The sequence below is a fragment of the Haemophilus sp. SZY H53 genome, assembly GCF_054332375.1.
In genome coordinates this window covers 17,749-31,763 of record NZ_JBTGNV010000002.1, presented here as the reverse complement: position 1 = coordinate 31,763, position 14,015 = coordinate 17,749, and the positions used below count along the sequence as shown (strand labels likewise).

Sequence of the window (14,015 nt, the reverse complement as noted above, 5' to 3'; positions counted from 1 at the left end):
ATTATGCCTCCGCTTTCTCGATATTTACCAAGAATGTTTTATATTCTGGTGTTTGTGTAACCGATTCACCCCAAGATGGTGATAAGGTATTGGTGGAGAAACCACGGTTACCTTTACCATTTAAGGCTTTCATATTCCAGTGAATTGGAAGACCTATATGGTGTACGGTATGTCCGTCGACTTCTAAATCTTTCAAACGTTTTGTTACCACTGCGACGGCTTTAATGTAGCCACGGCGAGAAGTAATTTTCACCATATCACCTTTTTGGATACCTTTTTCTGCCGCTAATTTTTCACCGATTTCCACGAATTGTTGTGGTTGAGCGATGATATTTAGCGCAGATTGAGCCGTCCAACTGTGGAAGTGCTCGGTCAAACGATAAGTCGTTGCCACATACGGGAAGTCTTTATTTGAGCCGATAAATTCGCGGTCTTCTTTATAGATACGAACTGTCGGATCAGAGACGACACTTGGATGCAGTGGGTTAGTATCAATTGGGCTTTCAATTGGTTCATAGTGCTCAGGCATTGGACCACTTGTAATTTTATCTACTGCAAATAAACGGCCTACACCTTCTGCAGACATAATAAATGGACCTGCATCAGAACCTGGTGGTTGTGTACCATAGTCAGCGACATCTAACCAGTTCCAGTTTTTACCGTTCCATTTGATTAATTGACGGTGTTTATCCCAAGGATTACCGTTAATATCAAGTGAAGCACGGCTGTAAAGGATACGACGGTTTGCTGGCCATGCGAAGCCCCAACCTAATGTACAACCTAAACCTGATGGGTCTGAGTTATCACGATTTGCAGTTTGGTTACCTTTTTCAGTCCATTGCCCCACATAGAGCCAGTTACCTGATGAAGTAGTACCGTCATCACGTAAGTGAGCGAATCCGTTAAGTAATTGACCTTTCTTATAAACCACATTACCGTTTGCATCTAAAAGATCTTCAAGGGCATAACCATTTAATTCTTTTGCTAACTCTGTGGAGCTTGGTGCATGCGGTTGTGCATAGTTCCAAGTCATCGCTTCGAAAGATTCAATACCACGACCACCTTCTTTTTGATAAAGATGATGCATTTCTTCACGAATCATAGAAAGAATTTCAACATCTGGTAGTGCTTCACCTGGTTGGTCACAGCCTTTCCAGTGCCATTGTGCCCAACGACCAGAGTTGGAAATAGAGCCATCTTCTTCTGCGAAACAAGTAGTTGGTAAACGGAATACTTCAGTTTGAATATCTGCTGGGTTTACATCGTTTGATTCACCAAAGTTTTTCCAGAATTCAGAAGATTCAGTTTGAAGTGGATCCATTACGATTAAGAATTTCAATTTGCTCATACCCGCAACAGTTTTGTTTTTGTTCGGTAATGAGTTTAATACGTTGAAACCTTGTAAAATCCAACCGTTCAATTTGCCATCATTCATTAACTTAACATGAGTGATAGGATCGTATAAACGATCTGCTTTTGGTAAGAAATCGAAACCCCAACCATTCTCTTTGGTTGCTTTATCGCCATAGAACGTTTTCATCATACTGACGAAGAATTTCGATGTATGACGATAGTAGTTTGTTTGGTTTGGTACGATATCTTTTGGCGTAATCGCATTAATGTATTGCTCGTAAGACGTATCTTTGTCATTCGGTAAACGCATATAACCCGGTAAAGACATCGGCAATAAGCCCATATCTGTTGTACCTTGTACGTTTGAGTGTCCACGCAATGCATTAATACCACCGCCTGGCATACCCATGTTACCTAAGAGTAATTGGATCATTGCCATTGAGCGGATGTTTTGTGTACCAATTGTATGCTCGGTAAAGCCTAACGCATATAAGTGCGTCATGGTTTTATTCGGTGCAGAGGTTTTACCAATTTCTTCACAGATTTGTAAGAAGGTTTTTTGTTTGACGCCTGTGATACGTTCAACCATTTCTGGGGTATAGCGAGAAACATGATCTTTCAAGATATTAATCACACAACGTGGATTTTGTAAAGTCATATCACGTTTAGCAAAACCATTCTCATCAAATTGATAATTCCATTTTGATTTATCGTAAGCACGTTTTTCTTCATCAAAACCTACGAATAAACCATCTTCAAATTTGAAGCCTTCATCAACTAAGAATGAAGCATTGGTATAGTGTTTAACGTATTCGTGTTGAATTTGATTCGTTTCCAATAAATAATGGATCACACCCATTAAGAATGCGATATCAGAACCGGAACGAATTGGCGCATGAAGGTCAGCTACAGATGCTGTACGGTTAAAGCGAGGGTCAACTACGATGATTTTTGCACCGTTTTTCTTCGCTTCGATCGCCCAACGGAAGCCAACAGGGTGAGCTTCAGCAGGGTTACCACCTTGAACAATAATAAGATTGGCGTTTTTGATGTCAACCCAGTTGTTTGTCATGGCACCGCGACCAAATGATGGAGCAAGACTTGCTACCGTTGGTCCGTGTCAAGTATTCGCTTGGTTACACATCGGCACCATGCCCAACATCCGCACCCATTTATGAGTAAGAAGTGCGGCCTCGTTGCTCATGGCGGAGGCGGTCATAATACCTGTAGATGTCCAACGGTTAACGGTTTTGCCACTTGCATCTTTTTCAACAAAGTTAGCATCACGGTCATCTTTAAGTAAACGAGAAACGCGTTTGATTGCTTCTTCCCAAGAAAGACGAACCCATTTGTCAGAACCCGGTGCGCGGTATTCAGGGTATAATGCACGGCTTTCACTATTAACATAGTCCAACGCGCCAGCACCTTTAGGACATAATGCCCCACGGCTTACCGGATGGTCTGGGTCACCTTCAAGGTGGAATAATTTAGAACGGGTATTGGTGCCTGTATGGCTACTTAAGGAATCGTAAGGTTTACCTGTGCTATATAACAACATACCACAGCTTACAGCACAATATGTACAGGTGTTACGAGATTCAAATGCTCGTAATAGTTTATATTCGCGTGGCGCTGCCAAAACCGATGAAGGGGCAAACCCCAACATTGCCGCAGACGTCCCCGCCATACCACCTGCACAGATCTTAAAGAACTTACGTCTAGAGACCTGCATAATCACTCCTTCATAACGGCGAACCGTTAAGATATTTTGATAGTATAAATTCGTATAGATAATTTATTTGATTTTGTTAAAATAACGTATCAGCCATTAAATCGGTTATAACAATGACCAATTTAAACGGAGATAATTTTAACTATTTTTTAACCGAAAAGCTATAATCAATCCTTGTTATAATGGCTTAAAAAATTGAGCTAGATCACAAAATGAACGTTATTTGTTAAGAAAACGTAACATTTTTGATGAGGCCATTTTATTGGAATAACATCATGCACTGGGTAATTCAAAAAACGATCAGTTTCTTTAAAAAAACATCAGAAAATCAGACCGCACTTTGTTGCGAAAAACAAGATAATTTAGCTGCTGAAGTCCCCGTTTCACTTGTTTATAATGGTATTGCACATACCGTCATGATGTGCTCTCCGCAAGATTTAGAGGATTTTGCTTTAGGTTTTTCACTCGCAGAAGGTATTATTGAGAACAAAGCAGACATTTATGGTATTGATGTGGTGGAAGTATGCAATGGCATTGAAGTACAAATTGAATTATCTAGCCGTCAATTTGTGGCATTAAAAGATCATCGTCGTACTTTAACGGGAAGAACAGGATGTGGTATTTGCGGCACAGAACAAATCTCACAAGTCTATAAAAAATTGCCGAAATTAGACCATACTTTCCAGTTTAATTTAAATTTATTAGATGGCTGTTTAGAACAATTACAAGCTAATCAAGCACTCGGAAAAGAAACGGGAGCAACGCATGCAGCCGCCTTTTTTGATTTATCTGGTCATTTACTGGCGATTCGAGAGGATGTCGGGCGGCATGTAGCGCTAGATAAATTAATCGGTTGGCATGCTAAACAGAACCAACCTCAGGGATTCATCCTTGTTTCAAGTCGAGCCAGTTATGAAATGGTGCAAAAATCGGTGGCTTGTGGTATCGAATTACTTGTCGCGATTTCTGCCGCAACAGATCTTGCTGTCAATATGGCCGAACAACACAATCTCTCCCTTATCGGCTTTGCTCGCCCTGGAAAAGCGAATATCTATGCAGGGAAAGAGCGGTTGGTTTTAGTTTAGTTTCATATGTTGAAAACAAGTGCGGTCAAAATATCATAATTTTTGATCGCACTTTGTGTATTTCTGTTATTCTTTTGGCGATTTACCCTCTAAGAGTACTTCAGCAACCCAACGTTGGGTAAGGCGTTTGCCTTCTTGATCTGTACCAAATTTCATAAAATCAATATCCACCAATTTTAATTTGCTAGCTGGTAAGAAACCAGGTGCAGGTTCTGCATGGATATTGGTTGGAAGTTGATAAGAGTCTGATTCTTTCCACGGAATTTCTTGTGCTTCTTTGCTTAGCACGAAATCCATAAACAGTTTGGCATTATCAAGGTTTCTCGATCCTTTAATGATGCTTGCCCCGCCTAAAGAATAGCCTACGCCTTCGCATGGTAAAATGCCTTCAACTGGCGCACCATTTTTCTTCTCACGCGGGTAAACCAGCATAAAACCTAAATCAATCGCCACGGTACCGTTAGCCAAATAATTGCTTGCTAGGCCTGTTTTGGTATGTTGCATGAGATTGGGTTCTAGTTTTTTCAGATAATCAAAGGCTTTTTCTTCTCCCCATAATGTGGAAAAAGTACTGATAAGTGAGTAACCCGTGCCGGAAACACGTGGATCCGGATATTGAATTTGCCCTTGATATTCAGGTTTTAGTAGATCTGCATAACATTTTGGTGCAGGAATATTCAATTCTTTTAATTTTTTAGTATTGACCCCAATGCCAAGTTCCATTAAGTAAATTGCAGAGGTGAAATTGCCGCGTTGCTCCATTAAAGATTTAAACTGCGGCATGATGTCTTTTTGTAATGGGGAGCGATAGGATTCAAGTAAGCCTAATTCTGCAGCTTGAAGATGGGGTTCAATTGTGCCACCAAACCAGAAGTCAGCTTGTGGGTTTTCTTTTTCAGCTTTAATTTTGCCTAATACGACGCCTGTACTATTACGTACAAATTGTGTATCTACATTGTATTTTTTACTAAAGGCTTGCGTGACTTTTTCGCATACAACGTTTTGTACGCTGCAATAAACAGTGAGTTTTCCTTCAGCCTGTGCGTGAGAAGTGTACGCGAGGGCGGTTAGGGCTGAAAGTGCGGTTAATTTTAGCGTTGTTTTAATTGACATTGTGTCTCCTTTAACTTCGTCAATGTTTAGTAATTATTTGATATTGCTAATATAAAGGGGCGGAGTAAATTTGTAAATATTAGGTTGTTTAAAAATATAATTCCCACTATAATCCCTGTAAATTTAACCAGATTAAAATAGAGCAATGGATATTTCAGAATTACTTGATGGCTTGAATGATAAACAACGTGAAGCAGTGGCTGCACCGCTTGACAATTACCTTGTGCTTGCAGGTGCAGGAAGTGGTAAAACTCGCGTCTTGACTCATCGTATTGCTTGGTTGATTGCTGTAGAAAATATTTCTGAAGGCAGCATTATGGCAGTTACTTTTACGAATAAAGCCGCTGCTGAAATGCGCCATCGTATTCAAGATACCTTATCCAAACATGCTCAATCGAATCTATTTGGTATGTGGATTGGCACATTCCATAGCATTGCCCATCGATTATTACGCGCTCACCATTTAGATGTAAACTTGCCACAAGATTTCCAGATTTTGGATTCTGAAGACCAACTTCGTTTAGTAAAACGCTTGATGAAATTGCACAATTATGATGATAAAGCATTTCCACCGAAACAAGCGTGCTGGTATATCAATAATAAAAAAGATGAAGGTTTAAGACCGCAAGATATTAATGATTTTGGTGATCGCCAGGAAAAAGAGTGGATTAAGATTTATCAAATTTATCAAGATACTTGTGATCGTGCGGGCTTGGTGGATTTTGCTGAATTGTTAATTCGTGCGTATGAATTATTTGCTAAAAAGCCTGTGATTTTGCAACGCTATCAGCAACGTTTTCAGCATATTTTGGTGGATGAGTTTCAAGATACCAATAAAATCCAATATGCCTGGATCAAAATTCTTGCTGGTAATACGAGCAAAGTGATGATTGTGGGCGATGATGACCAATCCATTTATGGTTGGCGTGGTGCACAGATCGAAAATATTCAAAAATTCCTAAAAGATTTCAACGCTGAAACTATTCGTTTGGAGCAAAACTATCGTTCTACCGGCAATATTCTAAAAAGTGCCAACCAACTTATTTCGAATAATAGTGATCGCCTCGGTAAGAATTTATGGACCGACGGTGAAATGGGTGAGCCAGTGGGTATTTATGCGGCATTTAATGAGTTAGATGAGGCGAAATTTGTGGCTTCTCAAATCCAAAATTGGGTAGATGAAGGTGGGAAATTAGATGATTGTGCTGTTTTATATCGTAGTAATAGCCAATCTCGTGTCATTGAAGAAGCGTTGATTCGTTGTCAAATTCCTTATCGTATTTACGGTGGGATGCGATTCTTCGAGCGCCAAGAAATTAAAGATGCATTGGCATATTTACGTTTAATTAATAATCGTCAAGATGATGCCGCGTTTGAACGTGTGATTAATACGCCTACACGCGGTATTGGTGATCGTACTTTAGATGTGTTACGAAATTTAACCCGTGAACGTCAAATTACCTTATGGCAAGCTGTGCAAGTGGCCACACAAGAAAATATGCTAACGGGACGTGCTTCAACCGCCTTGTTACGCTTCCAAGAGTTGATTAATTCTTTACAGGTGGATACAGCCGAGATGCCACTGTTTGCAAAGACTGATTTCGTGATTAAACATTCTGGTTTATACGATATGTATAAACAAGAAAAAGGCGAGAAAGGTGAAGTGCGTATTGAAAACTTAGAAGAATTGGTGACGGCAACCCGAGAATTTATCAAACCTGATGAAGCAGAGGATATGACCGAACTTACCGCCTTTTTAACTCATGCTTCTTTAGAAGCGGGAGAAGAGCAGGCTTCGCCGCATCAATCTTGTGTAGAAATGATGACCTTACACTCTGCAAAAGGCTTGGAGTTCCCGCGCGTATTTATGGTGGGGGTAGAAGAGGGGGTATTCCCAAGTTTCCGTTCATTTGAAGAGCCTGGTCGTTTGGAGGAGGAACGTCGTCTTGCTTATGTGGGCATTACTCGAGCTAAGCAAAAACTCACCATTTGTTATGCTGAAAGTCGTCGTGTTTACACGAAAGAAGAACGCCATTTGCCTTCACGATTTATCACAGAATTGCCACCAGAGTGTATTCAAGAAATCCGTTTGCGAGGAACGGTGACTCGAGTATTAAACCAAGCGAAAGTAGGGAGTTTAAGCATGAGTTTGCCAGAAAATGAATGGAAAATGGGGCAAAAAGTGAAACATGAAAAGTTTGGTTTTGGCACTGTCATAAACGTTGAAGGCTCAGATAATAACACTCGTTTACAAATTGCTTTCCAAGCTCAAGGCATTAAGTGGCTGATTGCGCATTTGGCAAAATTAGAAAAAGTGCGGTAGAATCGGGAGGATTTTATTGCAACGAGTATGAATATTAGTGTTCATATTCAATATGCCAGTGCGAAAACGTTCGCAGAAACGACCGCACTTTTATCATGTGGGAAGTAGATGTTTAAATTTATTTTAAAACGTATTTTAATGGTGATTCCTACCTTTATCGCCATTACTTTTGTGACTTTTGCTCTCATTCATTTTATTCCGGGTGATCCTGTGGAGATTATGATGGGAGAGCGAGGTTTAACGCCCGAAGTTCATCAACAAATGATGAAGCAACTTGGTCTGGATTTACCGTTGTATCAGCAATATTTCAACTATATTGGCAATGTGATACAAGGCGACTTTGGTGAATCATTCCGTACTCGACAACCTGTACTGACTGAGTTTTTCACACTCTTTCCTGCGACGTTTGAATTAGCTTTCTTTGCGCTATTTTGGTCGTTAATTGCGGGTATTACGCTCGGAACGATTGCTGCCGTCAAGAAAGATAGCTGGATTTCTCATACCGTAACAGCGATGTCCTTAACCGGTTATTCCATGCCAATTTTCTGGTGGGGATTGATTTTGATCTTATATGTTTCACCTTGGTTTGGTTTGCCACAAGGGGGACGTTTAGAAGATAGTTTCTGGATCGATACACCAACCGGTTTTATGTTAATCGATACTTGGCTTTCAGGTGTGCCAGGCGCTTTTGAAAATGCAGTTAAGTCATTGATTCTACCCGCTATTGTATTAGGTACTATTCCACTTGCAGTAATTACTCGAATGACACGTTCTTCAATGTTGGAAGTGTTAGGCGAAGATTATATTCGCACTGCAAAAGCGAAAGGCTTAAGTTATACCCGAATTGTCATTTTTCATGCGCTACGCAATGCACTTATTCCCGTAGTGACCGTTGTGGGCTTGATTGTAGGACAGTTATTATCTGGTGCGGTTTTAACCGAAACGATTTTCTCATGGCCGGGCATTGGTAAATGGATCATTGATGCGATTACCAATCGCGATTATCCCGTCTTACAAGGCGCCGTGTTGATTATTGCTACAATTATTATTGTGGTTAATTTGACGATCGATTTACTTTATGGCGTGGTAAACCCACGTATTCGCCATCAATAAGGAGCCTTATTAATGACGGAACAAACTTTATCTATTGAAACCTTTGCTCCTCGAACACCGTTGCAGGAGTTTTGGTTTTATTTCAAACAAAATAAAGGGGCGGTGATTGGACTCACTTTTATCCTTGCTTTGGCATTAATCAGTATTTTTGCCCCTTGGATAGCACCTTTTGATCCTATCGAACAAAATCGTTCAGCTTTATTGCTACCACCAGCTTGGTATGACGGTGGTAATTCTGCTTATTTACTGGGTACAGATGACATTGGTCGAGATATTCTTTCTCGCATTATTTATGGTACGCGCATTTCTGTTTTTGCGGGTTTCATTATTGTGATTTTATCTTGCATTTTAGGGACGAGTCTTGGCTTACTTGCCGGCTATTATGGCGGGGCATTAGATACATTAATTGTTCGTTTTATTGACATTATGTTGGCTATCCCAAACTTGCTTTTAACCATTGTGGTGGTGTCAATTTTAGAGCCTTCTTTAACGAATGCGACGTTGGCGATTGCCGTGGTTTCGATTCCAAGTTATGTGCGCTTAACACGTGCGGCAGTATTAAATGAGAAAAACAGAGATTATGTCACCTCTTCTCGCGTAGCGGGAGCAAGCGTATTACGTTTAATGTTTATTGTCATTTTGCCGAATTGCCTAGCACCTCTCATTGTACAAATGACGATGGGGATTTCTAACGCCATTTTAGAATTAGCGACTTTAGGTTTCTTAGGTATCGGCGCAAAACCACCCACACCAGAATTGGGTACTATGTTATCTGAATCACGTAGCTTTATGCAGGCTGCAAACTGGTTGGTTACCATTCCGGGTTTAGTGATTTTATCGCTTGTTTTAGCATTTAACTTAATGGGCGACGGGTTGCGTGATGCGCTCGATCCAAAATTAAAACAATAGGGGGCAGAATGGCATTATTAGATGTAAAAGAGCTTTCTGTTCATTTTGGTGATGAAAAAGCACCTTTTAAAGCGGTGGATCGTATTAGCTACCAAGTTAATCAAGGCGAAGTGTTAGGTATTGTCGGCGAGTCAGGTTCAGGAAAATCAGTAAGTTCCCTTGCTGTGATGGGCTTAATTGATTTTCCAGGGCGTGTTTCAGCGAAAGGCCTAGAATTTGGAGGAAAAGATCTTTTAAGCTTACCGCCAAAAGAAAAGCGGAAATTAGTTGGCGCAGATATTGCCATGATCTTCCAAGATCCAATGACAAGCTTAAATCCGGCTTATACGGTGGGTTTCCAGATTATGGAAGCCATTAAAGCGCATCAGGGTGGCAGCAAAAAAGAGCGCCGTGAGCGCACCTTAGAGCTATTACGTTTAGTCGGTATTCCTGATCCTGAATCACGTATTGATGTCTATCCGCATCAGCTTTCTGGCGGGATGAGCCAACGCGTTATGATTGCTATGGCGATTGCATGTAAACCGAGATTGCTCATTGCAGATGAACCAACCACCGCACTGGATGTGACCATTCAAGCTCAAATTGTAGATTTGTTGCTTGAGTTACAGCAAAAAGAATGTATGTCGTTGATTCTGATTACGCACGATCTTGCGTTAGTCGCAGAAGCGGCGCATCGTATTATTGTGATGTATGCAGGACAAGTAGTGGAAGAAGGACGAGCAGAAGATATTTTCCGTGAACCAAAACATCCTTACACTCAAGCGTTATTGCGTTCTTTACCGGAGTTTGCAGAAGGTAAATCTCGTTTGCAATCTTTACCCGGAGTGGTGCCAGGTAAATACGATCGCCCACAAGGCTGTTTGTTAAATCCACGCTGTCCGTATGCAACGGATCTTTGTCGAAGTGTGGAACCTGAATTACGCCAAGTAGGAAATCGACAAGTTAAATGTCACACCCCATTAAATGCTCAAGGAGAACCAAGCAATGTTTGATGTCGCACAAGAAAATGCACCATTGCTCAATGCCATTGGGCTGAAAAAATATTATCCTGTGAAAAGAGGCATGTTTGCGAAAACACAGCAAGTGAAAGCATTAGATGGCGTGTCTTTTTCCTTAGAGCGAGGTAAAACCCTTGCCGTAGTGGGTGAGTCTGGTTGTGGTAAATCGACACTTGGTCGTCTTTTGACGATGATAGAAGAACCGACAGAAGGCGAGTTATATTATAACGGACAAAATTTCTTAGAGAATGATCACGAAACGAAAGCATTGCGCCGTCAGAAAATCCAAATCGTGTTTCAAAACCCTTATGCATCACTAAATCCGCGTAAGAAAATCGGCACAATTTTGGAAGAACCTTTAGTCATTAATACCAATCTATCGGCTAAAGAACGTAAAGAAAAAGTATTGTCCATGATGGAAAAAGTAGGATTGCGAGCAGAGTTTTATGATCGCTATCCACATATGTTTTCGGGCGGACAACGCCAGCGTATTGCGATTGCTCGAGGTTTAATGCTTGATCCTGACGTGGTTGTAGCGGATGAACCAGTTTCAGCGTTAGACGTATCTGTTCGTGCGCAAGTGCTGAATTTGATGATGGATTTACAAGTTGAGCTTGGTTTATCTTATGTGTTTATTTCCCATGATCTTTCGGTGGTTGAACATATTGCTGATGAAGTGATGGTGATGTATTTAGGTCGTTGTGTTGAAATGGGCACAAAAGAGCAGATCTTTAAAAATCCACAGCATCCTTATACGCAAGCGTTACTTTCGGCAACGCCAAGATTGTCACCTGAATTACGTCGTCAACGGATTAAATTAACCGGAGAATTGCCAAGTCCAATTAATCCGCCAAAAGGTTGTGCATTTAATCCGCGTTGTTGGAAAGCAACGGATAAATGTCGAAATGAGCAGCCTAAATTGGAAAAATATCCTGATGATAAGCTCATTGCTTGCTTCCATCTCGATTAGAAAAGATAAAAGAAAATGACCGCACTTGAGTAAGTGCGGTCATTTTTTTAGATATTTTGAGAACGATAGCGGAAATTAAAGAAGACGAAGATACCGAGTGCAATAATGGCTAACGCTGCACCACTAAAGCCAATGTATTCAAGTCCTACATGTCGCATAATTTGATTCCCGAAGAGCGCTCCCGCACCAATCCCCGCATTAAAAATACCCGAGAAAATGGCTGTTGCTACATCAGTGGCATCGGGGGCAAGTTGCAATACACGCATTTGTAGTGCTAAACCAATGCAGGAGATGCCAATTCCCCAAATAAAGGATAAGGCAAACATTGTTGCGGTATAGCCAGCTGAAGTAAGCATAAATCCTAAAGAAAGCGCTAATAACAGTATCGCATGGATAATAAATTGTGCGGCACCTAAACGGTATAATCGATTAAAAATCACACTCGCTGTTACACCTGAAATACCAAAGACCAAGAGAATCATTGTGGCTAGATTAGGATCCATCTGTCCAATTTGAATCATAAATGGCTCAATGTAGGTGTAGGCTGTAAAGTGGGCCGAAATAATAATTACCGTGGTTGCATAAAGTCCAATAAGTAATGGACGTTTTGCCAAAATCGGCAGACTAGAGAGTGAGCCGGCATTTTTACTCGGTAACATTGGTAATAAACGAATAATCAAGAACATTATCATCAAAGCTAATATACCAATAATCGCAAAGGTAACGCGCCATCCCACAAGTTGACCGACTAGTCGTCCCAGTGGCAAACCGAGAATCGTAGCCAGTGATGTACCAATGGCTAACATACCAATGGCTTGTGTCTTTTTATTTTTAGGCGCAACGCGCATCACTAAAGAGGCAGTGATGGACCAGAATACGGAATGGGCCAACGCAATACACATACGGGCAATAAGAAGAATCCAATAATTCCATGCAATTACAGAAAGAATATGCCCGATGATAAAAATGATGAAAAGCTTAACGAGTAAGCTTTTACGTTCCATTTTTCCTGTGGCGAGCATTGCGGGCAGGGACATGATGAGAACAGTCCACGCATAAATGGTCATCATTAATCCGACATCAGAGGTTTGCATATTAAAGCTTTGCCCAATATCGGTGAGTAACGCAACGGGCACAAATTCCGTAGTATTAAAAATAAAAGCGGCGCAAGCCATGATAACTACGCGCCAAAATTGAGTTTTTTCTGCTTTTTGGTAAAACGACATTATTTTAATTTCTCTTTAATTAATTCCTTAAGTTGATGGCGGAAATTTTTATCAATATTTAACTTATATTGTGGGGCGTAACAGCTATCGAAAAAACGAATAGGTAACGCAAGTTTTTTGTATTTTTCGTTAGTCGATCTTAAAGTTAAATTGACGTCGCATTGTACATTATCTAAATCAATGGCTCCAGAACCTTCACCTAAAAGTGCGGTTGTTTTTAAGCTTATTTTATCTACTTTGAGTAAGTGGTTTTCAAGCGAAAGATTTGATTCAAAACGCTCGTAAGGCGTATTCATATTTCTGCTCGCAGTTAAATCACTGTTATAATTAATTGGTAAATACTGTGCTGCCATATCTAATAAATTCAATCCTAAAAGCTCGCCATCACGTGCATTAAAATCAAATTTCCCTTCGATTAATTCTGAATTTGTAAAGGCTAATTGAGTGTTAAAATCACTCGTGCCTGTCATGGTTTGTGGAAAATTGAGTAAAGCTAACAACTGCTTTAAAGGAAAATTTTTACCAGAAAAATTAACCACGCTTTTTTGTAGATAGCTATTAAATTTAAGTATGGCAAGGCAATTCGTGGCGCATATCGGTCGAATGTAAGCAATGGCCAGTTTTTGTGGTTTTGTTAGATCTGCATGAATTTCAATATAACCCAATTTTTGCTGATTAAGTTGAACATCATCAAATTGAATAAGAGATTCCCCTTTTTGACGAAGGGCTATATTGCCTTTGTTAAAAATAAAATCAAATGTGGTGGCATTGCCATAAACTGGCTTTTCAAGTGTTACCCAAACGTGATGGGTACCATTTAAAATAAGATCTTTTCTTAAAAATTGTTTGAGTGGAAAATCCGAAAATGCCATGCGAATATTGGCTGAATTTAGCGCATTCTCGGTAAAACTAGCTTGCTGAATTTGAATTTCATCAAGCATCGGATTGCCAAAAATAAATGAAAAAAAGGATAATTTTCCTTCAATTTTTTTTGCAGAAACAGCGTGGTATTTAACTTGTTCTAAGGAAATAGAGAGATGAGGAAAGAAGCTAAGACTAACTGCTTCAAGTTTTATATCACGTCTTGCAAATTGTTCGACAACCAGTGTTTTTGCTTGTTGAAGTTGAAGATAAAAAAAGAAAAAGATCGCAAACAGTACGATCGACAGGCTAATTGCGATCTTTTTCATTGA

General features: G+C 40.2%; 10 protein-coding genes. 6 read left to right on the top strand and 4 right to left on the bottom strand.

Features of this window, described 5'->3' with window-relative positions; translation table 11 throughout:
• Position 1 precedes the first annotated feature (1 nt).
• Positions 2-3,085 (bottom strand): formate dehydrogenase-N subunit alpha, encoded by a 3,084-nt coding sequence (gene fdnG, locus ACXVWB_RS02225; protein ID WP_458485206.1) that lies wholly within the window; start codon positions 3,083-3,085, stop codon positions 2-4.
• Positions 3,086-3,360: 275 nt separating this feature from the next.
• Here fdnG and fdhD point away from each other — a divergent pair, with 275 nt between their 5' ends.
• Positions 3,361-4,170, top strand: coding sequence for a formate dehydrogenase accessory sulfurtransferase FdhD (gene fdhD / locus ACXVWB_RS02220; RefSeq protein WP_128787511.1), 810 nt, complete (start codon positions 3,361-3,363; stop codon positions 4,168-4,170).
• A gap of 66 nt (positions 4,171-4,236) precedes the next feature.
• On the opposite strand, the gene ACXVWB_RS02215 is transcribed toward fdhD, so the two are convergent.
• Positions 4,237-5,283: an ABC transporter substrate-binding protein gene (locus ACXVWB_RS02215; protein ID WP_049355974.1), complete on the bottom strand. Its 1,047-nt coding sequence runs from the start codon at positions 5,281-5,283 to the stop codon at positions 4,237-4,239.
• A 145-nt stretch (positions 5,284-5,428) separates the two neighbouring features.
• Here ACXVWB_RS02215 and uvrD point away from each other — a divergent pair, with 145 nt between their 5' ends.
• The 5 genes from uvrD to ACXVWB_RS02190 all read left to right on the top strand — a co-directional run bounded on the left by uvrD (position 5,429) and on the right by ACXVWB_RS02190 (position 11,596).
• A complete protein-coding gene (gene uvrD, locus ACXVWB_RS02210; protein ID WP_297569526.1) occupies positions 5,429-7,606 on the top strand; it encodes a DNA helicase II in 2,178 nt (725 codons plus the stop codon).
• 108 nt (positions 7,607-7,714) lie between these two features.
• On the top strand, positions 7,715-8,719 hold the full coding sequence (locus tag ACXVWB_RS02205; protein ID WP_049355977.1) for an ABC transporter permease subunit: 1,005 nt from the start codon (positions 7,715-7,717) through the stop codon (positions 8,717-8,719).
• Between the two features lie 12 nt (positions 8,720-8,731).
• Positions 8,732-9,628, top strand: coding sequence for an ABC transporter permease subunit (locus tag ACXVWB_RS02200; RefSeq protein WP_049355979.1), 897 nt, complete (start codon positions 8,732-8,734; stop codon positions 9,626-9,628).
• Between the two features lie 8 nt (positions 9,629-9,636).
• Complete coding sequence (gene dppD / locus ACXVWB_RS02195) at positions 9,637-10,620, top strand: dipeptide ABC transporter ATP-binding protein (protein ID WP_289901223.1); 984 nt, start codon at positions 9,637-9,639, stop codon at positions 10,618-10,620.
• Positions 10,613-11,596 (top strand): peptide ABC transporter ATP-binding protein, encoded by a 984-nt coding sequence (locus ACXVWB_RS02190; RefSeq protein ID WP_289901222.1) that lies wholly within the window; start codon positions 10,613-10,615, stop codon positions 11,594-11,596. The genes dppD and ACXVWB_RS02190 overlap by 8 nt, the downstream gene beginning before the upstream one ends.
• Before the next feature lie 47 nt (positions 11,597-11,643).
• On the opposite strand, the gene ACXVWB_RS02185 is transcribed toward ACXVWB_RS02190, so the two are convergent.
• Complete coding sequence (locus ACXVWB_RS02185; protein WP_297569531.1) at positions 11,644-12,822, bottom strand: sugar transporter; 1,179 nt, start codon at positions 12,820-12,822, stop codon at positions 11,644-11,646.
• Complete coding sequence (locus ACXVWB_RS02180; protein ID WP_289901220.1) at positions 12,822-14,012, bottom strand: AsmA-like C-terminal region-containing protein; 1,191 nt, start codon at positions 14,010-14,012, stop codon at positions 12,822-12,824. The genes ACXVWB_RS02185 and ACXVWB_RS02180 overlap by 1 nt, the downstream gene beginning before the upstream one ends.
• Between the last annotated feature and the right edge of the window lie 3 nt (positions 14,013-14,015).